The sequence below is a fragment of the Caballeronia sp. LZ043 genome (assembly GCF_031451075.1).
Taxonomy (GTDB): domain Bacteria; phylum Pseudomonadota; class Gammaproteobacteria; order Burkholderiales; family Burkholderiaceae; genus Caballeronia.
Genome location: NZ_JARUXT010000004.1, coordinates 767,511 through 794,456 on the forward strand (window position 1 = coordinate 767,511; position 26,946 = coordinate 794,456).

General features: G+C 61.6%; 26 protein-coding genes, 1 tRNA gene and 2 pseudogenes. 21 read left to right on the forward strand and 8 right to left on the reverse strand.

The window, feature by feature from the left end; genetic code table 11:
* Positions 1–58 precede the first annotated feature (58 nt).
* Positions 59–565, reverse strand: coding sequence for an H-NS family nucleoid-associated regulatory protein (locus tag QCE64_RS31025; RefSeq protein ID WP_310007973.1), 507 nt, complete (start codon positions 563–565; stop codon positions 59–61).
* Between the two features lie 623 nt (positions 566–1,188).
* Positions 1,189–1,728 carry a 4-hydroxyphenylacetate 3-monooxygenase, reductase component gene (gene hpaC, locus QCE64_RS31030; RefSeq protein ID WP_309926316.1) on the reverse strand — a complete coding sequence of 180 codons (540 nt, stop codon included), beginning with the start codon at positions 1,726–1,728 and terminating at the stop codon, positions 1,189–1,191.
* Between the two features lie 113 nt (positions 1,729–1,841).
* Between hpaC and QCE64_RS31035 the strand changes: the two genes are divergently transcribed.
* Positions 1,842–2,564 carry a DUF429 domain-containing protein gene (locus QCE64_RS31035; protein WP_310007975.1) on the forward strand — a complete coding sequence of 241 codons (723 nt, stop codon included), beginning with the start codon at positions 1,842–1,844 and terminating at the stop codon, positions 2,562–2,564.
* Here QCE64_RS31035 and QCE64_RS31040 read toward each other — a convergent pair.
* Together QCE64_RS31040 and QCE64_RS31045 are read right to left on the reverse strand one after the other, a co-directional pair.
* Positions 2,555–3,046 carry a nucleoside deaminase gene (locus tag QCE64_RS31040; protein WP_310007977.1) on the reverse strand — a complete coding sequence of 164 codons (492 nt, stop codon included), beginning with the start codon at positions 3,044–3,046 and terminating at the stop codon, positions 2,555–2,557. The genes QCE64_RS31035 and QCE64_RS31040 overlap by 10 nt on opposite strands.
* A 32-nt stretch (positions 3,047–3,078) precedes the next feature.
* Positions 3,079–3,987 (reverse strand): LysR family transcriptional regulator, encoded by a 909-nt coding sequence (locus QCE64_RS31045; protein WP_310007979.1) that lies wholly within the window; start codon positions 3,985–3,987, stop codon positions 3,079–3,081.
* 75 nt (positions 3,988–4,062) lie between these two features.
* On the opposite strand from QCE64_RS31045, the gene QCE64_RS31050 reads away from it, so the two are divergent.
* The 4 genes from QCE64_RS31050 to QCE64_RS31065 all read left to right on the forward strand — a co-directional run bounded on the left by QCE64_RS31050 (position 4,063) and on the right by QCE64_RS31065 (position 8,280).
* Positions 4,063–5,040, forward strand: a complete 978-nt coding sequence (locus QCE64_RS31050; RefSeq protein WP_309934796.1) for an NAD(P)-dependent oxidoreductase — start codon at positions 4,063–4,065, stop codon at positions 5,038–5,040.
* A 15-nt stretch (positions 5,041–5,055) separates the two neighbouring features.
* On the forward strand, positions 5,056–6,567 hold the full coding sequence (locus tag QCE64_RS31055; protein ID WP_310007981.1) for an aldehyde dehydrogenase family protein: 1,512 nt from the start codon (positions 5,056–5,058) through the stop codon (positions 6,565–6,567).
* Positions 6,568–6,633: 66 nt separating this feature from the next.
* A complete protein-coding gene (locus QCE64_RS31060) occupies positions 6,634–7,974 on the forward strand; it encodes a DUF3100 domain-containing protein (RefSeq protein WP_310007983.1) in 1,341 nt (446 codons plus the stop codon).
* Positions 7,975–8,064: 90 nt separating this feature from the next.
* Positions 8,065–8,280, forward strand: coding sequence for a hypothetical protein (locus QCE64_RS31065; RefSeq protein ID WP_309926327.1), 216 nt, complete (start codon positions 8,065–8,067; stop codon positions 8,278–8,280).
* Positions 8,281–8,386: 106 nt separating this feature from the next.
* Here the strand turns inward: QCE64_RS31065 and QCE64_RS31070 are convergent.
* A tRNA-Val gene (locus tag QCE64_RS31070) sits at positions 8,387–8,463 on the reverse strand.
* A gap of 245 nt (positions 8,464–8,708) precedes the next feature.
* Between QCE64_RS31070 and QCE64_RS31075 the strand changes: the two genes are divergently transcribed.
* The 8 genes from QCE64_RS31075 to aroQ are packed head-to-tail and all read left to right on the forward strand — an operon-like array spanning position 8,709 to position 15,229.
* Positions 8,709–9,659, forward strand: a complete 951-nt coding sequence (locus QCE64_RS31075) for a ketopantoate reductase family protein (RefSeq protein WP_309926328.1) — start codon at positions 8,709–8,711, stop codon at positions 9,657–9,659.
* Positions 9,656–10,048, forward strand: coding sequence for a VOC family protein (locus QCE64_RS31080; protein WP_310007985.1), 393 nt, complete (start codon positions 9,656–9,658; stop codon positions 10,046–10,048). The genes QCE64_RS31075 and QCE64_RS31080 overlap by 4 nt, the downstream gene beginning before the upstream one ends.
* Before the next feature lie 2 nt (positions 10,049–10,050).
* Positions 10,051–10,509 (forward strand): MaoC family dehydratase, encoded by a 459-nt coding sequence (locus tag QCE64_RS31085; protein WP_310007987.1) that lies wholly within the window; start codon positions 10,051–10,053, stop codon positions 10,507–10,509.
* The gene (locus QCE64_RS31090; RefSeq protein WP_310007988.1) at positions 10,509–11,732 is read left to right on the forward strand and encodes a CoA transferase; all 1,224 of its coding nucleotides are present in this window, start codon (positions 10,509–10,511) and stop codon (positions 11,730–11,732) included. The genes QCE64_RS31085 and QCE64_RS31090 overlap by 1 nt, the downstream gene beginning before the upstream one ends.
* On the forward strand, positions 11,729–12,562 hold the full coding sequence (gene aroE / locus QCE64_RS31095; protein ID WP_309926334.1) for a shikimate dehydrogenase: 834 nt from the start codon (positions 11,729–11,731) through the stop codon (positions 12,560–12,562). The genes QCE64_RS31090 and aroE overlap by 4 nt, the downstream gene beginning before the upstream one ends.
* 20 nt (positions 12,563–12,582) lie before the next feature.
* Positions 12,583–13,371 (forward strand): enoyl-CoA hydratase-related protein, encoded by a 789-nt coding sequence (locus QCE64_RS31100; RefSeq protein ID WP_310007990.1) that lies wholly within the window; start codon positions 12,583–12,585, stop codon positions 13,369–13,371.
* Positions 13,372–13,427: 56 nt separating this feature from the next.
* Complete coding sequence (locus tag QCE64_RS31105; protein ID WP_309934809.1) at positions 13,428–14,753, forward strand: MFS transporter; 1,326 nt, start codon at positions 13,428–13,430, stop codon at positions 14,751–14,753.
* A gap of 38 nt (positions 14,754–14,791) precedes the next feature.
* Entirely contained in the window at positions 14,792–15,229 is a 438-nt protein-coding gene (aroQ, locus tag QCE64_RS31110) for a type II 3-dehydroquinate dehydratase (RefSeq protein ID WP_309926342.1), read from the forward strand.
* 35 nt (positions 15,230–15,264) lie between these two features.
* On the opposite strand, the gene QCE64_RS31115 is transcribed toward aroQ, so the two are convergent.
* The 3 genes and pseudogenes from QCE64_RS31115 to QCE64_RS31120 form a co-directional block, all read right to left on the reverse strand.
* A complete protein-coding gene (locus QCE64_RS31115) occupies positions 15,265–15,537 on the reverse strand; it encodes a TIM barrel protein (RefSeq protein ID WP_310007993.1) in 273 nt (90 codons plus the stop codon).
* A gap of 28 nt (positions 15,538–15,565) precedes the next feature.
* Positions 15,566–15,784, reverse strand: a pseudogene (locus QCE64_RS38020) (hypothetical protein); the annotation flags it as partial.
* Positions 15,745–15,909 (reverse strand): annotated as a pseudogene (locus QCE64_RS31120) (shikimate dehydrogenase); the annotation flags it as partial. The pseudogenes QCE64_RS38020 and QCE64_RS31120, both read right to left, overlap by 40 nt.
* A gap of 138 nt (positions 15,910–16,047) precedes the next feature.
* On the opposite strand from QCE64_RS31120, the gene QCE64_RS31125 reads away from it, so the two are divergent.
* The 8 genes from QCE64_RS31125 to QCE64_RS31160 all read left to right on the forward strand — a co-directional run bounded on the left by QCE64_RS31125 (position 16,048) and on the right by QCE64_RS31160 (position 26,538).
* Positions 16,048–16,953, forward strand: a complete 906-nt coding sequence (locus QCE64_RS31125; RefSeq protein ID WP_310008611.1) for a LysR family transcriptional regulator — start codon at positions 16,048–16,050, stop codon at positions 16,951–16,953.
* 333 nt (positions 16,954–17,286) lie between these two features.
* Complete coding sequence (locus tag QCE64_RS31130) at positions 17,287–18,087, forward strand: response regulator (RefSeq protein ID WP_310007995.1); 801 nt, start codon at positions 17,287–17,289, stop codon at positions 18,085–18,087.
* Positions 18,088–18,097: 10 nt separating this feature from the next.
* A complete protein-coding gene (locus tag QCE64_RS31135) occupies positions 18,098–20,218 on the forward strand; it encodes an ATP-binding protein (RefSeq protein WP_310007997.1) in 2,121 nt (706 codons plus the stop codon).
* Between the two features lie 406 nt (positions 20,219–20,624).
* A complete protein-coding gene (locus QCE64_RS31140) occupies positions 20,625–20,999 on the forward strand; it encodes a response regulator (RefSeq protein ID WP_309934814.1) in 375 nt (124 codons plus the stop codon).
* Positions 21,000–21,044: 45 nt separating this feature from the next.
* Complete coding sequence (locus tag QCE64_RS31145) at positions 21,045–22,730, forward strand: arylsulfatase (RefSeq protein WP_310007999.1); 1,686 nt, start codon at positions 21,045–21,047, stop codon at positions 22,728–22,730.
* Positions 22,731–22,808: 78 nt separating this feature from the next.
* On the forward strand, positions 22,809–23,891 hold the full coding sequence (locus QCE64_RS31150; RefSeq protein ID WP_310008001.1) for an HAD family hydrolase: 1,083 nt from the start codon (positions 22,809–22,811) through the stop codon (positions 23,889–23,891).
* Between the two features lie 21 nt (positions 23,892–23,912).
* On the forward strand, positions 23,913–25,196 hold the full coding sequence (locus QCE64_RS31155; protein ID WP_310008004.1) for an anaerobic sulfatase maturase: 1,284 nt from the start codon (positions 23,913–23,915) through the stop codon (positions 25,194–25,196).
* 331 nt (positions 25,197–25,527) lie between these two features.
* On the forward strand, positions 25,528–26,538 hold the full coding sequence (locus QCE64_RS31160) for an IS110 family transposase (protein ID WP_310008006.1): 1,011 nt from the start codon (positions 25,528–25,530) through the stop codon (positions 26,536–26,538).
* The last annotated feature ends 408 nt before the right edge of the window (positions 26,539–26,946 follow it).

A 26,946-nucleotide genomic window follows, 5' to 3' on the forward strand; every position in this document is an offset into this window, starting at 1 on the left:
GATTGAACTCGGCCGTCTCCCAAACCATGCCGCTGCAATTCCGCTTCAGCGAATAAAGTCAGCCGATAAGAAACGGCGTACGGTCTTCAGCGGATGCCAGCCATGCCGGTGCACGGCCGCGACCGCTCCATGTGGCGCCGCTTTGCGGGTCACGGTAAAGAGCAGGCTGCGGACCGCGCGGTTGCCCCTTGCCATTGGCTTTGCCTTTCGTCTTCGTGGCGGCGCGCTTTTTGCCCTTGCCTGCGCCCGAGGCCGCGCCTGCTACCGCGAACTTGCTGCGGTCCCGCGCCTTGGCAATCCATGCGGGCGCGCGGCCTCGTCCACTCCACGTGGCACCCGTCTTCGGGTCTTGATAAGCCACGACAGAGGCTTTGCGTGACGAAGCGGCACGTCCTGACTTCTTGCGTGAACCCGCGAATTTCTCGATGTCCGAAATTGTCAGATTATGGCGCGTCATCAGATCATGAATCTTTTGCAGCGCGCTTTCCGATTGCGTGGCAAGTAGCGATTCGGCTTTCGCCTGCAGTGCCTCGATACGTGCCTGAATGTTCTCGAGCGTTGGCATGGACTTTCCTCTATCGATTTGTATTTTCGAACTATGCCATGCGCATGCGTCATACGCTAGAGGCAATAGACTTCGATCGCATGAAAAGAATCATTTAAAGATATAAGAAGCGGACTTGTTAAAGCTTTTGGCAGGCCAACTCGCTGCATCTTTTTTTGCATTCCGTACTTCGCGGCTATCCGGTCCTGGACGGGTCGAAGGTGCATGAAGCAAAGATAAGAAGCGACAAGGCGCGAGTCACCGGCTTTCAACGAGCAAGCGCGTGCTTGACGAAAGCTTGGCAGATCAGGGCTTACCGCATGCGGGACTGACGCCTCGAAAGTTATCGAAGCCAGGTGCCGGCGCCGTGCTGCCGAGATCTTGCCATGGCTGACCGGACAGACCGTGCTTTGTTTCTCTTTGCGGAATTCAGAAACAATCCAGACCCGATTACGCTTGCACGACTATTCGCGAGCCACGCCCCGCCTGTGCCGCTACGCTACATCCGGAGCATCCCGAATACCTCACAATTCATTACGCATCGTTACGGTGTTTAACACCTGAGGAAGCAGACTACGGGAAGAACACAAAGCAAATACGGTAATCATTTAATTGGCAAGGCAAGGCGCAACGCGGCCAATGATTCAAAGTGCAGAGCATCCGCGTGGCACGCGATGGAAATTGCGGTCGAAATAAATCAGGCTATCGCCGTCGCCACGCGCGCGTATCGCCGTCGTTTCGACGAACATCACCGAATGGGAGCCCACTTCCTTGGCTTCCACGATCGTGCCTTGCAGGCTCGCAAGCGCATCGCGCAATACGGGGACACCGTGCGCGCCTTCATCCCATACCGGCAGCGAGAAGCGCTCTTCCATCGTAAGTCTTGTGAGGCCGGCAAAGTGCCGGGCCATTTCCTCGAAGTGACCGGGCAATACATTCACGCACACGTGCCGGTTTCCCGCAAAGGCCGCGTGCATCGAACTCGACCGGTTGATGCAGACCAGCAGCGTGGGCGGGGCATCGGTGACCGAACACACCGCGCTGGCCGTGATGCCGCAGCGTCCATGCGCGCCCGCTGTCGTGATGACGTTCACGGCCGCGCCGAGATGCGCCATGGCCTGGCGGAATTGCTTGCGGACCGGGTCGATTTCATTGCTTGCTGCTCGGCCGGGCTGAGCGGACATGACGCCTCTCCTGTTCGTTTCGTCTTTCCTGTGTGTATAGCAAGCGGCATCCGGGGCGTCCGCGCTGAGCCGCACACATGCGCATGAAGATCCGCGCTTGCTACGATCACGGCATGAAACTCGATCTCTTTGGCATCGACGGTTGCAAGGCGGGATGGTTCGTCGTCCGGCAGCACGCGGGCACCGGCGACATCTCGACCCATGTGATCGATCGCCTCGACCTTCTTATCGACTGGGAACGCGAGCATGCGATCGTCGCCATGGATATTCCGGTCGGTCTGTCGGCCGACGGCGTGCGCGCCTGCGACCGACATGCGCGCCGCCTGCTCGGACGTCCGCGTGCAAGCTCGGTATTTGCACCGCCGACGCGCGCGGCGCTAGCAGCGTGTACTTACGAAGATGCCTGCGCGATCAACCTCGCCGAATGCGGCAAGCGCATTTCCATTCAGGCCTTTCATATCGGCAGGAAGATCAGTGAAGTCGATGCGCTCCTGCATCGCCATGCCGCCGCGCGCTCGCGCCTCTTTGAAGTTCACCCCGAGTTGAGCTTCATGCACCTGTCGATGCAGCATGGCGGCCCCGAGCACGGCTTGCGCGAAAGCAAGGCGCACGCGGCGGGATTCGCGCAGCGTCATGCCTTGCTGGTCAAATGCTTCGGCAGCGCCGTCGATGCCGCGCTGGCCGCGAGGCGTCCCGCGCAGGCATCGCGGGACGACGTGCTCGACGCCTTCGCGGTCTTGTGGAGCGCGCGCCGTATCGCGGCGGGACAGGCGCTGTGCTTGCCCGAACCACCTGACACGGATGCATCCGGCATCCCGATGGCGATCTACTGCTGACCCGTGCTTCTCCGATAGCTCGCCACGTGCAATGCCTTCACGCGCTCGGCGAAGGCTTCGACGGGACCATCGACGGTGATGTCATCGATCACATCCTGGATCGCCAGGGGACGCACGCGGCCGGGCGTCGCACCGAGTTCCGCGCGCCAGCGCGTGAACTGCGCCGCCGACGCCGCATAGACGATGCGCCCCAGCCCAACCCATGCGTGCGCCGCCGAACACATCGGGCAATGTTCGCCGGACGTGTACACCACCGCGCCGCGCCGCTGCGCTTCCGGCAGGTTTTCCGCAGCCCAGCGGGCAATGGCGAACTCGGGATGACGCGTGTGATCGCCGCCGCTCACACGATTGCGGTCCTCGAACAGCACGCGGCCATCGGCTGCCACGAGCATCGAGCCGAACGGTTCGTCGCCGGCATCGAGCGCTTCCTGCGCGAGGTCGATGCAGCGAAGCAAATGGCGCTTGTCGGTATCGTCGATCATGCGAAGTTCTCCCTGAATTAAAGCGTGCAAGCTTAGCGAAACGCGTGCATATGGGCGGTCATGAGTTGCAGCATCTTGTTGGACGCCACTGAAAGCCTTCGTCCGGTGCGCGTGACGAGATGCGCTTCGGCATCGGCGAGAATGGGGTGAGGAATGTCGATGGCGAACAGTTCGCCCGCTTCCATCTCGCTCGTCACGGCAAAGGCGGGCAACACGGTAATGCCCAGTCCCGACTTCACGAACTGCTTGAGAATGGCAATGGAGTTCGTCGTCACCACTGGATCGAGCCGAAGCTTCTCCGCATATTCGATGGCCTGCAGCATCTGCCGCGTGCCGTAGGACGCATGCGTGACGGCCAGCGGAAATTGCGCGAGCTCCTGCACGCTCAGCGACTTGCGATCGCGCCGTGGAAAACGGGCGCCGACGATCGCCATCATCGGCTGGCGCTTGATCGCGCGCGACACCAGCTTCGGTTCCTGCGGCGGATTGTAGACGAGCCCGATCTCGCCCTCGTCCTCGGAGATCTTGCGGATCACGTCATTGGTGCCGCCGAGATCGAGATTCACGTTGATGCCGGGATGCTGCTTGCAAAAGCGCGGCATCGGCCCTGACAGCAGGTCCGAGACGAAGCCCTCGCCGAGCACGATGTTCACATGCCCCGTGCGTAGCCCGCGCAATTCCTGCAGCCGCGAGAGCAAATCGTCGCGATGCGCGAGTTGTTCCCGGAAATATTCGATCACGCACCGGCCCGCCTCGGTCGGCTTCACGCCGCGTGCATGGCGTTCGACCAGCGCGGCGTCCAGCTCCTTTTCCAGCAGGCCGATCTGGCGACTCACTGCCGATGGCGCCACGTTGAGATAGTCGGCGGCCGCGCGGACCGTGCCGCAGCGGACTGACTCGAAGAAATAGACGATGCGGCTGTCGGTGAGATTGTCGGTCATGGCATCCAGGGCTTCAGCGTGATTGCGCGGCACGTGCCGTTCTAAAAATTAGAACACATCCAATATTGGCGCTGATTGGTTATACGGCTTGCCGGGCGGATCATGGCATCCATGCACAACGCGCGGAGCGGCGGGCAGAGGGCTGCCTCGCCAGGCGCCGCGCATCGGAAGGGGATTTCGCGGATGAAGACGGTAGGTGTGATCGGACTCGGCAACATGGGGCGCGGCATGGCGCGCTCGGCGGCGCGCGGCGGGTATCGCGTGCTCGGTTTCGATGCGGCGCCCGGCGTGGCCGCGGCACTCGCCGAAGATGGCGTGGAGGCGCGCGACTCGATCGCGGCCATCGCGGGTGAGGCCGACGTGCTGATTCTCTCGCTGCCGACCTCCGCGGTCGTCGAGGAGGTCGTGCTCGGGAAGGGCGGCGTGGCGTCGGGCGGCAAGGGCGGCCTGATCGTCGTGGATACGACCACCGCCGATCCCGACAGCACCCGCAAGGTGGCGGCGGCGCTCGCGGAATGCCGGATCGGTTTCGTCGATGCGCCCGTCAGCGGCGGCCCGAAAGGCGCCGCGACCGCAACGATGACCATGGTGCTCGGCGGCTCGGACGCGGACGTCGCGGCCGTCGAGCCGATCCTCGCCGTCATCAGCGCGAAGCGCGTGCATGTCGGCCCGGTGGGCGCGGGACACGTGACCAAGATCATCAACAACATGCTGACGGGCGTGCATCTGCTCGCCGCCAGCGAAGCCGTGCGTGCGGCAAAGGGCGCGGGCGTCGACCCGGAGAAACTCGTGGAGGCGCTCAACGGAGGCTCGGGACGCAACAGCGCGACGCTCACCAACTATCCCACCTGGATCTTCAACGACAAGTTCGATTCCGGCTTCACGATGAAGCTCATGCGCAAGGACGTGCGCCTCGCCATGGCGCTGCTCGACAACGTTCATGAGGACGCGCCCATCGCGAAGGAAGCAGGGCGGCTGTGGGCGGCCAGCGAGGCGAGCATTGGCGACGCCGAGGATTTCAACCGCATCGTGCAGTTCATCGAATCGAAGTAAGGGGACTTGACGGACATGGCACACAACGCAGCAGAACAACTTCTCGCGGCCTTCGCGCATTTCTTCCCGAATGCGAAGACCATCGGCTCCTATGTGGGCGGCGAACTGATCGAAGGCGCGGGCGAGCTTATCCAGCTTCACGACGCGGCCACCGGCAAGCCGAGCCTCGCTTATCGCGATGGCGGCGCGGCCGTGGTCGAACAGGCCGCCACGGCCGCCGCGCGTGCGCAGAAGCAATGGTGGGCGCTCACGCACGCCGCGCGCGGCCGGGTGATGTTCGAGATCGCGCGCGAGGTCAGGAAGGAAGCGGAGGCTATCGCGCGGCTCGAATCGCTGGGCTCGGGCAAGCCGATCCGCGATTGCCGCGGCGAAGTGGCGAAGGTCGCCGAGATGTTCGAGTACTACGGCGGCTGGGCCGACAAGTTCTATGGCGACGTCATCCCGGTACCGACCTCGCATCTCAACTACACGCGTCGCGAGCCGGCCGGCACGGTGCTGCAGATCACGCCCTGGAATGCGCCGGTGTTCACCTGCGGCTGGCAGGTTGCGCCCGCCATTTCGATGGGCAATGCGGTGCTGCTGAAGCCTTCCGAACTGACGCCGTTCACCTCGCTCGTGGTGGGCCTGCTGGCCGAGCGCGGCGGTGCGCCGAAGGGGCTCATCAACGTGCTCGCGGGGCTCGGTCACACGGTGGCGCAGGCGGCGATCGCCCACAAGGTGGTGAAGAAGGTAGTGTTCGTCGGTTCGCCGGCGACGGGCGCGCGCATCGCGGAAGCCGCGGCGAAGCGAGTGCTGCCGTGCGTGCTGGAGCTGGGCGGCAAATCGGCCAACATCATTTTCGCGGACGCCGATCTCAAGCGCGCCGCGCTGACCGCACAGGCCGCGATTTTTGCGGGCGCGGGGCAGAGCTGCGTGGCGGGCTCGCGGCTGCTGGTGCAGCGCTCGGTCTATGACGAGTTCGTCGCGATGGTCGCGGCGGGCGCGAAGAAGATCAAGGTGGGCGCGCCGCTCGACGACGCCACCGAAGTCGGCCCCATCAACAACCTCAAGCAGTACGAGCACGTGATGTCGATGATCGGCAAGGGCGTCAGCGCGGGCGCGACGCTCGCGGCGGGCACGGTCGAACGCTCTGATGCGGGCTACTTCGTTCCGCCGACGGTGCTGGCCGGCGTGACGAACGACATGGAAGTCGCGCGCATGGAGATCTTCGGACCCGTGGTCGCGGCCATTCCGTTCGATACGGAAGAGGAAGCCGTTGCCATTGCCAACGACACCGAATTCGGCCTTGCAGGCGCGGTGTGGACCACCGATGTGGGGCGCGCGCATCGCGTGGCGGGACAGGTCGATGCCGGCACCTTCTGGGTCAACGGCTACAAGACCATCAACGTGGCGTCGCCGTTCGGCGGGTACGGGCTCTCGGGGTATGGCCGGTCGAGCGGCGTCGAGGCGCTCTACGAATACACGCAAACGAAAAGCGTGTGGGTGGAAACCGCCAGGGAACCGGCCACGACCTTCGGCTATCTGTGACCTTGCCGCCCACGCCGTGCAAGCGGCACGGGCCAATATGAACGATCAACGACACGGGAGAAGCGCATGCAAAGCACAATGAGCGCGGAAAGCGCACAAGGCAGTGGCCTGAGAACCGCGAAGCTGTTTTTCTATGCGGCAGTGATTCTGCTGATCGCCGAGTTCATTGGTTCGTTCACGTTCAAGATCGGTCCGGGCAAGGTCATCCTGCTGCCGATGATCTGGGCGCTGCTCCTCGGCGCTGCGCTCGGACTCGTCTCCGAACGCTGGAACAGCGAGGCGCGTCTCGACGTGCGCAGCCAGTTCTACGCGGCAGCGATTCTGCAGCCTGCGCTGTTGTTGTTCGTCGCGAAGCTCGGTCTCATGGTGGGCAGTGCGTTGCCCAAGCTCGTGGCGGCCGGCTGGGCACTGGCGTTCCAGGAACTCGGGCACTTCGTCGGCACGATCCTGCTGGGCCTGCCGCTCGCGCTGCTGCTCGGCATCAAGCGCGAGGCAATCGGCGCGACATTCTCCGTGGGACGGGAACCGAGCCTGGCGATCATCGGCGAGAAATACGGCATGGACTCTGCCGAAGGGCGCGGCGTGCTCGCCGAATATCTGACGGGCACCGTGTTCGGCGCGGTGTTCATCGCGATCTTCGCGGGCTTCGTCGCAAGCTTGCATATCTTTCATCCGCTCGCGCTCGCCATGGGATCGGGCGTCGGGTCGGGCAGCATGATGGCGGCCGCCTCCGGCGCGATCGCCGCGCAACAGGACCCGGAAACGGCCAAGTCGGTGCTGACCTTCGCGGCGGCCAGCAATCTGATCACGACGACCATCGGCACCTATTTCACGCTCTTCATCTCGCTGCCGATGGCGGTTTTTGGCTACCGCGTGCTCGAACCGCTGATTGGTCGCAAGACCCGGGCCTCCGACGCGAGCGAGGTCGTCACGGCGGCGCCGCGACTGGGCGACGTGAAGACCGCCGCGCCCGAACTCGGTTACGGCGGCAAGCTGCTCGCGTGGGGCGTGACCGCGGCGATGGCGCTCGTCGCCGACTGGATCACGCACGGCACGACACCGCTGCAAGCCTTGCCGGGCATGGCGATCATGGTGCTGGCGACGATCGTCGGCGACGCCGTCGCGCAGGCCACGGGCCGCAAGATTCCGGCGGTGTGCTGGGTGTCGATCGTCGCGATGTTCCTGACCTCGCCGTGGTGCCCCTGGGGCGCGCAGATCGCGACGCTCAGCGCGCAGAACGATTTCCTCGGCGTGACCACGCCCATGCTGACCTTCGCGGGCCTGTCGATTGCCAAGGACATTCCGGCGTTCAGAAGGCTTGGCTGGCGCATCGTGCTGGTGTCGTTCGTGGCGAATGCGGGAACGTTTCTCGGCGCGGCGCTCGTGGCCCAACTCTTTCATATCTGAGCAGGAAGCCGGGACAGCAAAGGATACGGCAGCGGGCAGAGCGGTATAAAATTGAGACGTCTCTTACCGCGCCTCAAAGCGCCTGCTGCCATGGAAACTCACTCGGGCAAGGAAAGCTCCAGCAAGATCTCGCACCGCATGCTCAACGTGCTCACGGCGCTCGTCGGCCTGGCCACGCTTGCGCTCGGCGTGGCGTGGCTGATCTACACGTGGATCGTCCATCTCGAAGTCCCGTACTTCGCCATTCCGCTGGTGCTCACCGTGCCAGTCATCGTCGCGGTCGCGTTCCGGAATTGCTGGGAGTAAAGAGCGCTGGATCTCGCGTGTACGGTAAGTGCCTGGCGCGAGTGCCAACGAAAAAAAGCACCGCCGCGATGAAGATCGCGGCGGTGCCTTTTTTCGGGAATGTCGTTGGTAGGCTCGATTGGATTCGAACCAACGACCCCCACCATGTCAAGGTGGTGCTCTAACCAACTGAGCTACGAGCCTACAGAAGGCGCGAATTATAGAGGAAGCTTTCGCGTTGTGGGAAGAGCCGCGCAAAAATATTTTCCAGAAACGCGCGGCAGGGCTGCGGAACGGAGCGCTTGAGCCGTTCGTTGATCGAGGGCGCCTTCAACGCGGCGGTTCGATCTTCCAGCCCATTATTGCCTTACGCAATATCGGTATTAAATCCATTGCATTGTCAGCATGTCTGCACGGCCGTATCTTCGTCTCCATTCAAGGAGACATTCATGAAGATTGCATTTCTCGGAGCCGGCGCCCTGGGCTGCGCGATCGGCTCGGCGCTGACGGAAGGCGGCCACGAGACCTGGCTGGTGGACCGGTTTGCCGCGCACGTCGAGGCCATGTCGCGCGACGGCCTGCAAGTGGACGACGAGCGCGGCACGCGTCGCGTCAAGGTGCGCGCCACGATGGATCCGGCGGAAGTCGGCCCGGTCGATGTCGTGATCGTGCTGGTCAAGTCCTTTCACACCGACGCCGCGATGCGCGGCGCGCTCGACCTCGTGGGGCCGGAAACGGTCGTGCTGTCCTTGCAGAACGGCCTGGGTCACGAAGACGTGCTGAGCGGGATTGTCGGCCGTGAGCGCGTGCTTGCCGGGAAGACCTATGTCGGCGGCGTGTTGCGGGCGCCAGGGCATATCCAGTCGGGCGTGACCGGGAAGCTCACGATCATCGGCGAACTGGATGGCCGGATCACGAGCCGCGCACAGGCAATCGCGGAAGCATTCAACAGCGCGGGCCTGACGACCACGGTCAGCGACAACATTCTCGGCACGATGTGGGACAAGCTGCTGATCAACGTGGCGACCGGCGCGATCACGGGCATTACCCGTCTCACGTACGGGCAGCTCTACGACGAGCCCGTGCTGAAGGCGACTTCCATCGCCGCCATCGAGGAAGCGATGGCCGCCGCCAAGGCCGCCGGCGTCAGGCTGTCCATCGAGCAAGCCGAAGATGCCTGGAACATGGCCGCTGAAGGACTCTCGCCGGAATTCAAGACCTCGATGCTGCAAAGCCTCGAAAAGTCCTCGGTCACCGAAATCGACTTCATCAATGGCGCGGTAGTGCGTTGGGGCGAACGCCTCGGCGTGCCGACGCCGGTGAACTCGACGCTCGTTGCCTGCATCAAGGGCATCGAGCGCGCGATGACGGATGGTCAGAAACAAGGAGCCTTGGCATGAGCGTTCCGAAAGCATATCTGGAGCACGTTGCCATCTGGGTGAAGGACATTCACTGGCATATCCGCTTCTTCGAGGACGTCCTCGGCATGACGATGCGCGAGGTCGATGGCACGCGCGAAGAACCACGTCAGTACTGGACCCTGGGCGGTTTGCAATTCATCCACGAGCCGCGCTTCGAAGGACCTGAAGGCCGGCTCGGTCATCTCGGCGTGATGTGCGAAGACCTGGAGGCGGCGCTTGCCGCCGCACAGGCGTTCGGCGTCACTGAAATGCCGCAAGGACGCAACTGGCTGCGTCTGCCCGACGGACTCGCCGTCGAACTCATTCAGGCGAAACCTGCTGCGTGCGTCGCTCAGGCGCTGGCAATCAATCCCCGCGTGGAGGAGTGAGCATGAGCATCATCGAAAAGTACTGGGACGACGCGCAGGAAGGCGACGAATGCGCGAGCCCGACCTACACCGTCACCAAGGCACGCATCCTGGCCTATGCCGACCTCACGGGCGATCACACGCCGGTGCATGTGGACGAGGACTACGCCAACGCGAGCCATTTCGGTTCGATCGTGGCGCACGGCCTGTTCGGATTGTCGATTGCCGATGGCCTCAAGACGCAAAGCGACTATCGCTTCCTGCCCGGCATGTCGCTCGGCTGGACCTGGGACTTCCTGCTGCCGATCAAGGTCAACGACATGCTGCACGTGAAGTTCCGCGTCGGCTCCATGCGGGCGAGCAAGAGCAAGCCGGAGTGGGGCATCGTGGTCCTGCCGTCCGAGCTCATCAATCAGAACGGCGATGTCGTTCAACGCGGCGAACATCGCCTGATGATTCCGCGTCGTCCGGGAGCCAACTGATGCAAGCCCGTCCTCTCGAAGGTATTCGCGTCGTCGATTACAGCCATTTTCTTGCGGGTCCGTATGTGGGCCGCTGTCTCGCGGCACTCGGTGCGGAAGTCATCAAGGTCGAACGTCCGGGCAGCGGTGATGCGGGACGCCAGCACGCCACCATTCTCGACGACCAGCAAAGCGCCTACTTCCTGCAGCTGAACATGGGCAAGCGCGGCGTGAGCGTCAACATGAAGGATCCGCGCGGCAAGGCGTTCATGGAGCGTCTCTGTGATTCGGCGGATGTGTTCATCGAGAACTATCGGCCCGGCGCGCTGGACAAGCTTGGCCTGGGTTATGCCGCGTTGTCCGGGCGTAACCCAGGACTCGTCTATTGCTCGATCTCGGCATACGGACACACCGGACCGGACGCGCATCGTGCGGGCTTCGGACTGATTGCGGAAGCGAAGAGCGGCATCATGCAGATGATCGGCAATCCGGGCGAGCCGCCGCCGCTCATGCGCATCTCGCTCGGCGACATGTACACCGGCATTCACGCGGTGGCCGCGATCAACGCCGCGCTGCTGGGCCGCGTGAAGAGCGGGCGCGGTCAGCATATCGACATGGCGTTGTATGACACGCTGTTCTCCATGCATGAATACGCGGTCCAGTGCTACACCATGCAGGGCGTGGTGCCGGAGCAGACCGGCCACGACATGCCGACTTCCACGCTGTACGGCGTGTTCCGCGCGGCCGATGGCGATCTCGTCATTGCCGCCCAGGTCGACGATTCATGGAAGCGCTTCGCGGCGATCGTCGAGCAGCACGGCGGTCCCGCGGCCTTCGCGTCCGATAGCCGGTTTCACAGCCTGAACGGGCGCAACGCGAACCGTGAAGCGGTGCTTGCGGTCGTGAAGCAGTGGGTGGCCGCGCGTTCGGTCGCGGAGGTTCTGGCGCTGCTCGACAGCGTGGACGTGCCCTGCGCGAAGGTGCAGCGCATCGATGAAGTCGTCGCCGATCCGCAGATCGTCGCGCGCGGCATGGTGATCGAGCAGGAGCATCCGCGCCTGGGCAAGCTGCGTCTGCCGAACCTGCCTTTCCGCTTTTCCGACTGCGATACCTCCATTCGCGAAGTCGGCCCCGATCTCGGGCAACACAATGCGGAAGTCGCGCAATCGCTGGGCTTCAGCGCCGCCGAGATCGACGCGATGCAGACCGACGGCGTGCTGTTTTCGAAAGGACCTGCGTCATGAGCGACTCCTACGCGGTCATCGGCAATCCGATCGGGCACACGAAGTCTCCGCTGATCCACGGGCTCTTCGCGCAGGAGACCGGGCAGGACCTGACTTACGTTGCGATCGAGGGGCCGCCCGAACCGGCGCAGGCTTTCGCCGGGACCGTCAGGAACTTCATTGCAGCCGGTGGCAAGGGCATGAACGTCACCGCGCCCTTCAAGCTGCAAGCGTTCGCCATGGCCGATGAACGCAGCGAACGGGCGACGCTCGCCGGCGCGGTCAACGCGATGAAGTTTCACCACGGGCGCGTCATCGGCGAGAACTTCGACGGCGTCGGGCTCGTGCGCGACATCGAAGTCAATCTGCATCAGCCGATGGCAGGCAAGCGCGTACTGCTGCTCGGCGCAGGCGGCGCGGTGCGCGGCGCGTTGCTGCCATTCATGGCGGCGCGGCCGGCGCAGCTCGTTATCGCCAACCGACATTTGGACAAGGCAACGTCACTCGTCGAACAGCTTGCGTCAGGCGATTCGTTGACAGCATGCGGCTATGCGGAACTGGAGTCGATGGGCCCTTTCGATCTTGTCGTCAATGCCACATCCGCAAGCCTGACCGGGCAGTTGCCGCCTGTTCCTCAGAGCGTCTTCAGCCCCCACGGCACGGCCTATGAACTCGCCTACGGCAAAGGCCTCACGCCTTTCCTGCGGCTCGCGCGCGATGCGGGCGTGCAAGGCATCGCGGATGGCGTCGGCATGCTGGTCGAGCAGGCGGCCGAAGCCTTCACGTGGTGGCGAGGCGTTCGCCCGGAGACGCGCGCGGTCATCGACCGGCTGACCGTTCCGTTGAACTGACGCGTGCGAGGAAACTTCGAATGCAACCTGAAACGTATTGCTATTGCCGCTATGAAGTGGCAGGGCCGTTGCTGACGCTGACCCTCGACCGGCCCGAGGTCCTCAACTCGCTGCATCCCGATGCTCACCGCGAACTGGCCGATGCCTTCGACCGCTACGCCGCCGATCCCGCCTTGCGCGTGGCGATCGTGACTGGCGCGGGCGAGCGGGCGTTTTGTGTCGGCACGGATCTGAAAGCGCTCGATGCAACGGGAGACCACACGAAGCCGTCGACGGGATTCGCGGGCATCACGCATCGCTTCGACTTGTGGAAGCCGCTGATTGCCGCCGTAAACGGCCTGTGCCTCGGCGGCGGCATGGAGATTCTCACGGCATGCGATATCGCGGTCGCGTCCGATCATGCGCAATTCGGCTTGTCGGAACCACGCGTCGGTCTGGCGGCGCTGGGCGGCGGCTTGCTGCAGCGCTTGCCGAGACAGATCGGCATGAAGGACGCCATGGCGCTGGTGCTGACCGGCAAACGCATTTCCGCCGATGAGGCGAGACGCGTCGGGCTGATCAACGAGGTCGTGCCCGCAGCGCAGTTGATGGCCCGGACGCGGGCGCTTGCCGACGACATTCTCGCGTGCGCGCCGCTCGCCATCCAGGCATCGAAGCAGGTCATGTTGATGAGCCTCGCGCAGGCCAGCCTTGCCTCGACCATGCACGAGGACTATCCGCTCGCGCAGCGCATGCTCGCCAGCGACGACGCTCGCGAAGGCCCGAAGGCGTTCGCGGACAAACGCCCGCCGAACTGGACCGGGCACTGATGCATTCATCGAACCGCTCGGAGAAGCGGGCCGTTACCACTTTCCAGGAGATGCACTTGACACCGCAAGAACACGCAATCAACGGCGACCGCGCCGTTCCCATGGAGCACGCCGACGAAAAGCAGATGGCGAACCGCGCGGCACTCAGCAGCATCGCCGGGTCCGCGCTGGAATGGCTGGATTTTGCGGCTTACGGGGCCATTGCCGCCACCGTGTTGCCGCAACTGTTCTTCTCGAAGACCGATCCGACGACCGCATCCCTCGCAGCCTTCGCGACCTTCTCCGTGGGCTTCATCGCGCGTCCGCTCGGAGGGCTGACCTGCGGCTACTTTGGCGATCGAGTCGGCCGCAGGAACATGCTGGTCTTCACGTTTCTGCTGATGGGCATTTGCTCCTTCCTGATCGGCATACTGCCCACTTATGCATCCATTGGCGTGCTCGCGCCGGTTGCGCTGGTCACGCTGCGCTTCATGCAGGGCTTCGCACTCGGCGGCGAGGTCACGGGCAGCCAGTTGCTCACGATGGAACATGCACCGACGGACCGGCGCGGTTTCTACAGTTCCTTCATCGCCATGGGATCGCCGCTCGCACAGGTGCTGGCCAATGCCGTGCTGTTCGGCGTTGCCGCGCTCGTCACGAATGACCAGTTCCTGCAATTCGGCTGGCGCATTCCGTTCCTGTTCAGCTTCCTGCTGGTGGCCATCGGCTTGTTCATCCGGATGCGCATCTCCGAGACGCCCGCGTTCGAAGCGGAGATGAAGAGGAAGCGCACGGGACACTCGCAACCGGCGGGCGGATTTGCAAAGCACGGAGCAACGATCCTGCGCCTCACGTTTGTCTGGGCCGCCGTCTCCATTGCCTACTTCATCGCGACCGTGTTCATCCTTTCGTATGCCACGACGGAGCTCGGTGTATCGAAGCAGACGGCCTTCGCCATTCTGATCGTCGCGCATCTTTGCTCGATGTTCGCGATGGGTCTCGGCGGCGTCTTGTGCGATCGTCTCGGACGCCGTCGCGCCATGCTGGTCGGATCGCGTTCGATGCTGGCCGCCTTCATCGTTTTCTTCCCGCTGATACTGAGCGGACACATCGTCCTGATGGGCGTCGCCATCGTGTTTCTTTTGTGCGCGGCGCAGTTTCATGCCGGCGTACAGCCCGCCTATTTCGCCGAGGCCTTCCCGACCGAGTTCCGCTATCGCGGTTCGGCCGTGGCCTATAACCTTGCCGTGGTCATCGGCAGCAGTGCGCCGTTTGCCGCGACCTTGATCCAGGCCGAGACCGGCGGCGCAACCTGGCCCATCGTTGCGGTGGGCATCGTGTTCAACCTGATTTCCATGTGGGCGATTCACGCGGGCCCGGAAGGCTGGCAGAAGCGCAGCTGATCCGACTCGAAGATATCAACATCAAGCTGGATGAAACGATGAAAACCTTTCTCATGCTGCATGGCATCAACCACAACATGTTCGGCAAGCGGGATCCCGTTCAATACGGAACGGCGACGCTCGAGGATATCGATGCTCAACTGCACCGGCTCGGCCGGGAGCTGGGCGTTGCGGTCGAAAGTTATCAGACGAACAGCGAAGGGGACATGTGCCAACGCATCCATCAGGCTTTCGTCGATCACGTCGATGGCGTGCTCATCAACGCCGGCGCGTGGACGCATTACAGCTACGGCATCCGGGATGCGCTTGCCATCCTGACCGTGCCCGTGATCGAGATTCACATGTCGAATATCCACGCGCGCGAAGCATTCAGGCACAAGTCGGTTTTCGCCGAAGTGGTGAAGGGGCAGATTTGCGGCTTCGGTATCGAAAGCTATTCGCTTGGGCTTCGCGCGGCCGTGTCGGCGGCTTGCTGACACGGCCGGTCCTCACCGTCAGGCCTTCACGCGTATCACGCGTCGGTCCAGGCACGGCGAAGACACGCCGTGCTGTCCCGCATCGATGCGACCGGATCGCCTTCGATGCCGCACTCGCTGCTGAGCAGCCCGTCATAGCCGGCCGCCTTGAGGTGGCCGAAGAACGTCGGATAGTCGTATGATCCCTTTCCCGGATTGAGTCGCCCCGTATCGGCGAGGTGAATATGCGCCAGCGACGGCCCATGTTCGCAAACCCCGCCCGAGCGGTTCCGCCTCTTCGTCCATGTGATAGAAATCCGCGAGCGCACGAACTTCCGGTCGATTCAGCACGTTCACAAGCCGGGCGGCGCCGGCGACGCTGTTGACGAGCGTCGACTCCTTCCGGTTGAGCGTCTCGATGACGAGCGCCGTGCCGCAGCCTCGTAACCCATCGGCGCAGCAGTCCAGCGCGCGCAGGAAATCGTCCTCGGCATGTCCGAGCCCATCTGGAAGCGGCAGCCGCGTGCCTGAACCGAGACAGACTTCAGAAAGGCAGGGAAGGGCTCGGGCCTGCAACCCATCGGAACAACGACGGCGTCTATGCCGGCGTGATCGAACCAGGGGTTGTAGATCATTGGCGCCTTGAAGCTATGCGTTGGAAATTCGATGTGGGCGATGATGGCTGTATTGCCGGTGATCATGCGTGCCTCCGGGCGCTGCTGAAGCGTAAGGAATCAAATGGGGAGAGGATAGGGAACGCGTGGGCTCACGATAAGAGTTTGAACCCGCACGCGCAATGCAATGGTTACAATGAGAGCATTGCGACAGGCAATACCGTGATGAGCCTTTCCGAACTCCCTGACCTGAAACTGCTGCAATTGTTCGACCTGCTGTATGACGTGCGAAGCGTCACACGGGCGGCGGAACAACTCGGCCAGAGCCAGCCCACGGTGAGCATCTGGCTGGGGCGTCTGCGTGAGCATTTGCAGGATCCGCTGTTCGTCCGCACGCCAGGCGGCATGACGCCGACGCCTCAGGCGGATGCATTGATCGGACCGTGCAGGGAAATCCTGGAGTCGCTGCGCCGCTTTGCCGCCTGGGAAATCTCCTTCGATCCCGCCACGGCCAAGCGGCGCTTCCGGATCTGCATGACCGACGCCAGTCACATCACGCTTCTTCCGCGTCTGCTGGCGCATGTTCGGGCCCAGGCTCCCGATATTCGGCTGGAAGCGGCAAGGATCGACGGGAATACGGAACGGGCGCTCGAATCCGGTGAAGCCGATCTTGCGATAGGGCATGTTCCATGGCTTGGAGCCGGCATGTACCAGCAGCAGTTGTACATGCAGGATTGGGTATGCCTCGCCAATCCGCACCATCCTCGCGTGCGCGCCAGGCTGACGCTCAAGCAATATTGCAGCGAAGGGCACGTGATCATCGCGGCCGGCACGGGCGCGCAATTGCTGGAACAAGCGTTGTTACGCGAGGCTATCGAGCGCGATGTCGTGCTGGAACTGCCAGGCATGCTCGGACTGGGATCGATCATCAAGTCGACGGATCTTATCGCTACGTTGCCGCGAAATATCGGCGAGACACTCGCGAGAGTGAATGACATCGCGGTTCATGCGTGTCCCTTTCCGGTGGACAAGTTCGCGGTGCGACAACATTGGCACGCGAAATATCATCATGAGGCGGGCAATCGGTGGCTTCGCTCGGTCGTGGCCGAACTGTTCCTGAGCAGAAGCTAGCCGCCGTCCGGTGGGTTGAAAAAATTCCCGCTGCACCCCGACATGAACGCACAGGCGTGGTGGAGGTCGCGCTCGATTCGACGATGGAAGGCATCGTCATGATGCTGGGCGCCGGCGCGCTGTATTGCATGCTCGCGGTTCTCGGCATGGCGTCACTCAGATCCAGGTCGCAGCGGACCAATGAGTCACGCTTCAATTCTGGCTCGACGAACCGGAGGGCGACTGATTTGTGTGCGCATCCAGGCTGGATCACCCTCGGCCCGACAAGGCTTCGCTCTCTGATGCCATAAAACGCCTACCGATGGTCAGGACACTTGCTTCTCGCGCGAAGCCGTGTTGGAAGTGTCATGCGCGGGCAATGCCATCTACGCTCTGATGGTTGGACAGGCAATGTTTCTGTGCAGTTCTGGTCAATCGCCAGAGGAATCGACAGAAAAGGCCTATCCGATTCGTATGAATGCTTTGTCAACCCGAAATCGCAAAACTGCTGTATTGGTAGAGCCGAGCAGCATCCAGATCAGCTCTCAAAGGGGGAACGACGTGGACAGTGTTCTGGAACCGGTCATTCACGTGGTCGAGGACGACATTTCCTTTCGTCGAGCGCTTACACGCATGTTGTCGTGCTCGGGCTACGTGGTCAGAAATTATGGCTCCGCGGGTGAATTCCTGGTGAGCGCGTCCGATTCGAAAGCGGGATGCATCCTGCTTGACCTCGAACTCGGTGGGCCCGACGGGCTTGAAGTCCAACAGGCCATCCTGCGTCAACATCATGCATTGCCGATCGTCTTCATGAGTGCATACAGCGATGTGCCGCGCACCGTTCGGGCGATGAAATCCGGCGCGATTGACTTTCTCCTCAAGCCATTCGATCGGCAAACGCTGCTGGACGCCATTCAAACTGCGCTTGGTACACACGGGACAGTCCCGGCGCAAGCAGCGAGCGTCGATAAGCCCGCGCTCCTGGATCGCGAGCAGTCTGTCCTCAACGGCATCTTGAAGGGCAAGCGGAACAAGGAAATTGCTGCAGAGCTGAAGTTGTCAGAGCGGACAATCAAGTCCTCTCGAGCAAGCCTGATGCGACAGTTCGGCGCGACGTCCTTGGTCGAGCTCGTCCGTCGCGCCGAGGGCGCTTGATGGCCGGCGGTTGCAGGGTGAACTCAGCGATGTCGCCGCTTTGCAGATCACCGAAATGAACCTGCAGCCTGAGCAGGCTCTGATGAAGGCGCGCTTACACCCAGTGGGCGTCTGTGCCCATGTGGTGCAGGTGCGCCCCGCCTGCACCATTCGACGACGCATTTCCATGCGCAAGACATCGTCACGTTGCGTTCCGAACCTCGTCGTCTGGCTTTCCTTGACCGTCTGCGCGCTGGCGCCGATTGCCGCTCCCGGTGCCGAGCCCGCGCGCGTCGTCTTGCTGACCGGCGCCGATCCGATCCAGCCTGCGGCACTCGTGCAGATCCGGGCGATCCGATCCGTGCTGGAAGCGTCTTCTCCGCGGGGCGCCGAAGTGTTCCTCGATGCCATCGATGGATTTCGCTTTGGCGCGGAGAACATCGCACCCGAATTTCTTGCGCTTTTGCAAAAGAAATACCGGGCTCAGCGCATCGATCTCGTCATCGTTCTGGGAAAACCCGCGGCAGATTTCGCGTTAGCCAACCATGCCCGCATATGGCCAGGCGTACCCGTTTTGCTGTCGAGTGTTCCCCAAGAGTGGTTCACGGGTCGACTCCTTCCGACAGATTTTGCCTATCTGCCTTTTCGCATCGACGCCGCACAGACCCTCGCCGTGGCGGAGCGACTCCAGCCCGATGCGCATCGGCTCATCGTGGTGGGCGGAGTGACGGAGGTCGATACCAGCATGGTCGACAGAGTGGTCAAGGCGGCCGCGACACGTCCACACTGGACCGACGTAGCCGCCTGGATCGGGCTGCCGCCAAGCGAGTTGCAAGCCCGTCTTTCCGCGCTCGATCGCCACACCGCCGTCGTCTACACGACCACGTACCGCGACCGTCTTGGGCATCGCTATTTTCCGGTAAAACTTGTTGCGCCCATGGCTCACGCATCGCGCGCACCCATCTACGCCTGGTATTCGACGTACGTCAATGCCGGAATCACGGCGGGTGCGATGTACGATCTCGAGGAAAACGGCCGCCTGACGGGTGATGCGGCACGCGCGATTCTGCATAACGGAGGGAATTTGAGCGGGCTCTTGTTCCAGCCATTGCTGGCGAGATGCACCGCGGATGTCAGCCAGATCGAACGCTACGGGCTGTCAACGTCCGCGTTGCCGCCCGATTGTATTCTGGTGAATGCGCCCCGCTCGATGTTTCGCGAATATCGTGCGGCCATCCTGAGCCTGTCGAGTGTTCTGGTGATCCAGGCGATCACGATCCTCGCGTTGCTCGCGCAACGTCGCAGCCGACGTCTCGCTGAAGCGGACGCAACTGCGCGGCGCGGTGAACTCGCTCGCGCCGCGCGATTCGCGACCGTGGGCGAGCTGAGTGCATCCATTGCACACGAAGTCGGGCAACCCTTGAGCGCTATTCTGAGTAACGCTGAGGCGGCAGAGTTGCTGGTCGGGGCGGCTCACCTGGATCACAATGAGCTCCAGGAGATCCTGTCCGATATGAAGCGTGATGCGCTGCGTGCCAATGAAGTGGTTCAACGGTTACGCATGCTCTTGCAAAAGCAGACTGTGTCGTTCCATACGATTACCTTGGACGAGGTCATCGAGAGTACCTTGTCGTTGATCAAACCCGAGGCAACGCGCCGAGGAATCGTCCTCGACGTCGATCTGAAGGCGTTCGGTGGCGAGGTCCTGGCCGATGAAGTCCAGCTTCAACAGGTCCTTCTGAACCTGAGTCTGAACGGCATGGATGCCATGGCCGACACGGAGTCCGCACACCGAATCTTGTCCATCAGCACGGTCCTCCTTCCTGAGGGAGTGGAGTTCACCGTGACCGATCGAGGTTCTGGATTCGGTCACGTCTTGAGCGACACGCTTTTCGAGCCGTTCTATACCACCAAGCCGCATGGGATGGGGCTTGGACTATCGATTGTGCGATCCATCGTCGAAGCGCATCAGGGACGCGTGTCAGCGGCACCGGGAGGGCGGGGTGGCTCGGTCTTCTCCATCTGGCTTCCTCGCATAACCCCGGTGCGGCCACGCTTTGCCTCCACGGCATCGTCCGGGAGCAGGACATTGCAGATTCGTCCAGTCATGACGAGCGGGACCGCTGATGGCAGCCGAAAATCATCGTCTTGAGATTGCCGCGACCGAGCGCACGAAGTACAGCCGCTACAGATAGCGAATGACGAGTGCGACCAGCGCATTCATCAAGGTTGAATGACAAGAGCGAGATTGTCGCCGACGGAGCCTTGGCGAACTCCTTCCTGATTCTGGCGAACGCCGAATTTATCGAGCTCATTGTCTCCCGAGATTTCTGGTTGGCCCGGCCCGTCACGGCATGGATGAGGAGTGCTCGGACTACGTTTGAACAACGACTCCCATCGTGAACAAGCGGCTTCGCCTGATGCTTGAGCCTCGTCGGTCCCGCCCAATGCCGGCGCGGCGTGCATTGCCCCAAGGGGCAATGATTTTTGCCCCGAACCCCAATGGTCACGTTCCTTGGTCTGCACAACAATGTGCAGCACACGACCGTGTCCGACGCATGGATGAGACCTTACCGCTTATCGTGATCATTGAGGACGACGCTGGACTTCGGCGCGCGATCGAACGGTTGCTGAGGCTGTCCAAAAGCTTCGATCCGAAGCCGTTCGAGTGTGCGGACAATGCAGACGTTCGACGGCATGCAATGGCCGCGAAATGCCTCATCCTTGACATACAACTGCCGCGACTGTCCGGACCTTCGTTCTATCTGGCGCTTGCGGAACCACGACCGCCCGTGATTTTCATCACGGCTTTTGACGGACCCGCCACGCAGCGGGAGCTCTCTGCAGTCGGGCAATACGCGTTGATCATCAAGCCGTTTCTAGGACAGGACCTGCTGGCGGCGCTCAATACGGCTATGCGCCAGCGGCCGTGACATTGAATATCGACTAGCCATCGAATGATCGCTGGGGGATCTTTCATGCGATTTTCCACAAGACTCACGAGTCTCGCCAAGCCGGTCGTGCGAGCCCCATTCGTTCTCGCCACGGCAGGCCTTCTCGGCCTTGCGATCAATGCGCAGGCGCAGTCCGATACCCAACAGTCGTCCCGTCCGAACATCGTCTTGATTGTTGGCGACGATGTGGGATGGGGTGATCTGGGGGTATATGGCGGCGGGGAAGGGCGTGGAATTCCCACGCCCAACCTCGACAGAATGGCTGATGAAGGCATCACCTTTTTCGACTTCTACGGACAGCCGAGCTGCACGCCGGGCCGTGCAGCCCTTCAGACGGGGCGCAACCCCAACCGCAGCGGCATGACCACTGTCGCGTTCCAGGGACAGGGCGGCGGCTTGCCGCATGCGGAGTGGACGCTTGCTTCAGTGCTGAAGCTCGCTCACTACAATACGTATTTCACCGGCAAGTGGCATTTGGGCGAAGCCGATTACGCGCTCCCCAACGCACAAGGCTATGACGACATGAAGTACGTGGGGCTTTACCACCTCAACGCGTACACCTACGCGGATCCGAAGTGGTTCCCTGAAATGGACCAGCCTACCCGCGACATGTTTACCAAGGTGACAACCGGGATGCTGTCAGCCAAGGCCGGCGAGAAGGCGCACGAAGATTTCAAGCTCAACGGCCAATATCAGAATGAACCTGACAAACGGATCGTCGGCATCCCGTTTGTGGATCGGTACATCGAGAAGGCCGCGCTCGACGATATCGACGAGGCCGCTCAAAAGGGGCAGCCGTTCTTCATCAACGTGAATTTCATGAAGGTCCATCAGCCCAACCTTCCGGACCCGGACTACATCGGCAAATCCCTCTCGAAATCCAAGTATGCGGATTCACTCGTCGAACTCGATGCGCGAGTCGGCCACATCCTGGACAAACTCCGCGAGAAGGGGCTGGACAAGAACACGCTCGTTTTCTTCACCACCGACAACGGTGCGTGGCAGGACGTTTATCCCGATGCGGGCTACACGCCGTTCCGCGGGACGAAGGGCACGGATCGTGAAGGCGGGACCCGCGTGCCCGCTATTGCCTGGTGGCCGGGCAAGATCAAGCCGCACTCGCGAAACTACGACATCCTGGGAGGCCTCGATTGCATGGCGACCTTCGCCGCCATTGCGGGCGTCGAGCTACCGAAAAACGATCGCGATGGCAAGCCGATCATCTTCGATAGCTATGACATGTCGCCCGTCCTGTTCGGCACGGGAAAGAGCAAGCGTAATGCATGGTTTTACTTTACCGAGAACGAGTTGACGCCGGGAGCCGTGCGCGTCGGCCAATTCAAGGCGGTGTTCAACCTCCGCGGCGATGCGGGTGTGAAGACCGGTGGCCTCGCGGTCGATTCGAATCTTGGATGGAAGGGACCCGAGAGTTACGTGGCGACCGTTCCACAGGTTTTCGATCTGTATCAGGATCCGCAGGAGCGCTACGACATCTTCATGAACAACTACACGGAGCATACCTGGACGCTTCCCGCGCTGAGTGGGGCGGTGAAGGAAGAAATGCAGACGTACGTGAAGTTTCCGCCGAGGAAGGCTCAGAGCGAGGCATACTCGGGTCCGATCACGTTGAGCGCGTATGAACGTTTCAAGTATGTTCGTGATGAATTGCAGAAGAATGGCTTCGAAATTCCGCTCCCGACGGGAAACTGATTGACAGATCGTGTGCGCTGGCCGACAGGCGTCGGCCAGCCGTGCGAACGTGCTTGATCTCTGCGGAGGTGTCGGAAAATGCGTCTCGTCAACCACTCAATGCCGCCAAGTAGCGTGTCACGCGGCCTGTTGCGCTTCGTGGTTGCCCTGTGCGTGACGCTGACATCGTGTGCCAGTCAAGACCCTGCAACGCAGCCCGCAGCCGGTTTCGACCAACCAGTCGCAAGCGCGGATGCATCCGCAGGCCCACTGCCTTCCTGGCGCAACGGTGCTGCACGCTCGGCCATTCTGGATTTCGTATCTGATGTCACTCGTGAAGGGAGCGCGACCTATGTTGCCCCCGAAGCGCGCATCGCTGTATTCGACAATGACGGCACTCTGTGGAGCGAGCAACCGGCGCCGTTTCAGCTGTTGTTCATGATCGATCAGTTGAAAGCGGCAGCGCCTCAGCACCCGGAATGGCAGCGCAGCCCCGCTTACAAGGCTTTGATGACGCACGATTCAAGCGCGCTCGGACAAAACAAACGTGCATTGCTTCAGTTGCTCTCCGTCGCCAACAGCGGCATGAGCACGGACGACTACGATCGCGCGATTCGCCATTGGCTGGCGCAGGCACGACATCCCACGCTGAATCGGCCCTACACCGCGCTCGTCTATCAACCGCAGCTCGAACTGCTTCAATTGCTCAAGGCAAACGGCTTTACCGTGTGGATCGTATCGGGCGGCACGGCTGACTTCATGCGGGTGTGGGTGACTCAGGCCTACGGCATTCCGCCAGAGCACGTCGTTGGTACGCAGGAAAAGCTCAGCTATGCCGTACGCGACGGCAAGCCGGTGTTGATGCGTGAGCCCGGTTTCGATTTCATCGACGACGGTCCAGGAAAGCCCGTCGGGATTTTTCGCGCGATCGGTCGTCGTCCGATTCTGGCGGTCGGAAACTCCGACGGTGACCGCGAAATGCTGGAATACACGGCCGGCGGGCCCGGTAAAACGCTCGCGCTGCTCATTCATCATGACGACGCCGAGCGCGAGTTCGCCTACGACCGCGCATCGCCTACTGCCAGGCTAGACACCGCTTGGGACGAGGCCATGACACGCGGGTGGGTTGTCGTCAGCATGAAGCAGGATTGGCAGATGGTTTACCCCGCGCCGAAGCCCTGATTCGTCTTGCAGAGAGTTCATATGCTCCCCATCGACCACAGCACATCGGAGTATCCGATAAAGTTTGTTGCCAAGCGTCCCGCAGGGGAGCCCGTCGCGCCGCGGCAGAAAGGCCGCTTCCACGCGATGGCCAAGCCGATCGGATCCACTTGCAATATCGATTGCAGCTACTGCTATTACCTGTACAAGGAACATCTGCTTCAGCAGCATCGGGGCCGTCGCATGGAATCCTCGATGCTCGAGCGCTACATTCGCCAGTACATCGAGGCCCAGAATGGCGATGAGGTTATTTTCTCCTGGCAAGGCGGTGAGCCGACCATGCTTGGTCTCGATTTTTTTCGCAACATAGTGGCGCTGCAGACTAAATACCTTCCGCAAGGGAGACGCATCTCGAACGACCTTCAGACCAACGGAACACTGCTTGACGACGACTGGTGCCGGTTCCTCAAGCAACATGATTTCCTGGTGGGCATCAGCATCGATGGACCGAGAGAGCTTCATGACGCGTTTCGTCGGGACAGAAAGGGGCAGCCGACGTTCGACAAGGTCATGCGTGGAATATCACTCCTGAAGGCTCACGGTATCAGCTTCAACACGCTCACTGTCGTCAACCGCGTGAACGCCAGGCGGCCACTGGATGTTTATCGGTTTCTGCGCAAGGAGGTCGGGTCGACATACATCCAGTTGATTCCCTGCGTCGAGCCGAAGGAATTTCACACGGTAGCGCCGCAACACTGGGCCGACGACACGATGCCGATCATCGGGAGTAATGCCGCGCGTCCCGGACACAGCGATTCGGTCGTCACCGACTGGTCGGTCGATCCCGACGACTGGGGCTATTTTCTGTCGCGAACATTCGATGAGTGGAGCAAGAAGGACGTCGGACGCGTGCTCGTCAACATCTTCGAAACCGCTGTCGTGCAGACGGCGGGACGGCCAGCACAGACCTGCGTATCAGCTGAGTTTTGCGGCAAAGCACTGGCCATCGAGCATGATGGTGAAGTCTATTCTTGCGATCATTACGTTTATCCGGAGTGGTCCCTTGGAAACATTGCGCGCACACACTTGGGGGAAATGGCATTTTCTTCCCAGCAGCAACGATTCGGCTTTGCGAAACGGGATTCGCTGCCCGCCTTCTGCCGACAGTGCAAGCATCTGAAACTGTGCTGGGGAGAGTGTCCGAAGAACCGCTTCGTGCGGAGCCCGGACGGCGAACCGGGCTTGAATTATCTGTGCTCAGGATTACGTCGTTTTTACGATCATGCTGGCCCGGTGCTCAGGAAACTCGCAATGCAAATGGCTTAGGATCGGGCCGTGGACGCGTTCGTCGATCACCCGGAGGTTCTCTTCCTCATCTTGCTCGTGCTGCGGGTCGCAGCGGTGGCCTTTGGCGCTTATTGCCTCAGGGCGCATGGTCCCATTGCCAGACGCCGATCGTGAGGACTTCAATGTCGTTCAAACCGCCATGCCCACCTTTAATTTTACATAACACAAATTAGAGGAAGATTTGATGTGTCACGGCTTTTTAGATGGAATGGTCGCCTCCCGCCTTAGCGGTCGGTATGGCGCAGCAGGCTCGTCCGCAGATCGTGTGACATTGCTAATTGCGGCACGACAGCCGCCCAGGAGAATCCAGATGGAACCCATGACCATTGCCATCGATCTGGCCAAGCGCGTTTTCCAGATTCACTACGTCGATCCTGTGACCGGCGCGATCTACAGCAAGGCGCTGAAACGCGCGCAACTCGTGCCGTTCTTCGCCAACCGGCCTGCGAGCCGTGTCGTCATCGAAGCTTGCGGCAGCGCTCACTACTGGGCCCGAGCACTTGCGCGGCTCGGTCACGATGTGCGGCTCATCGCGGCGCAGTTCGTGCGACCGTTTGTGAAGTCGAACAAAAATGATGCGGCCGACGCCGCAGCGATCTGGGAGGCCGCTCAGCGCCCTGGTATGAGATTCGTGGCAGTCAAGACCGAGGATCAGCAGGCCATGTTGTCGCTACATCGGATACGCCAACAACTGGTTCGCATCCGCGTCATGCAAATCAATCAGCTTCGCGGATTGCTGTATGAATTCGGCGTTGTTCTCCCACAAGGTCGCCGGCCATCGATTGAGGCTGCGAAGGCGGCGCTGGCCTCTCTGGGCAATCAACTCCCCGCGATGCTAACGGATAGTCTGCAAGATCAGCTCTCGCGACTCAGTGCGCTCGACGAGCAGATCGCACGGCTCGAACAACGCATTACCGATTGGCGGCGCAACGATGACGCATGCCTTCGCATCTCGGAGATTCCCGGCGTTGGCGTACTTACCGCGACAGCGGCGGTATCAGTCATTGGACAAGCAAGTTCGTTCCGGTCCGGGCGCGAGTTCGCCGCCTATCTCGGTCTGGTGCCGCGACAGAACAGTTCCGGTGGCAGGACGAAGCTCGGTGGCATCAGCAAGCGCGGTGACGTGTATCTGCGAACGCTACTGATCCACGGTGCGCGATCGGTTATCTCGAGCTCCAGACATTTACCTGAACGATTGCGTCTGCTGCTCACCCGACGTCCAACTAACGTCGTAGCAGTTGCACTCGCCAACAAGATGGCACGAACGATCTGGGCGCTGCTGGCGTACGGACGAACATATCAAGCCTCACCAACGCAGTAAGCAAGCTACGCAAGTTTAGAACCTATCCACGGTTGCACAGGTAGATTGAACGATGGCAAGACAGGTTGGACCGCGCAAAGGCAAGCCTGAGACATTACTCGGACATCAAGTCCGCTTTTTAGATTAGGACCTTTGCGGCGAAATCCATCGGGGCCGGCGGGCACGTCCCGCGATCGAGTCCGGATATAAGTCCGCAACCACCCTCCTCGCCACGCACAATTACCTTGCAAATGGGAGGCGACCATATAAGTAATGTCGGGTTTGGGCTCATTAGAAATGTCCGGTTTTGCCCTGTAAGGCGCACGCTGACGATGGCGCGTCTTCCAGGGGCTCACCATGAACGAGCGTGGTTTCATCACGGCGACTATGCACGAACTCGAACGTATCAAAGTGATCGAGGCGGTCTGT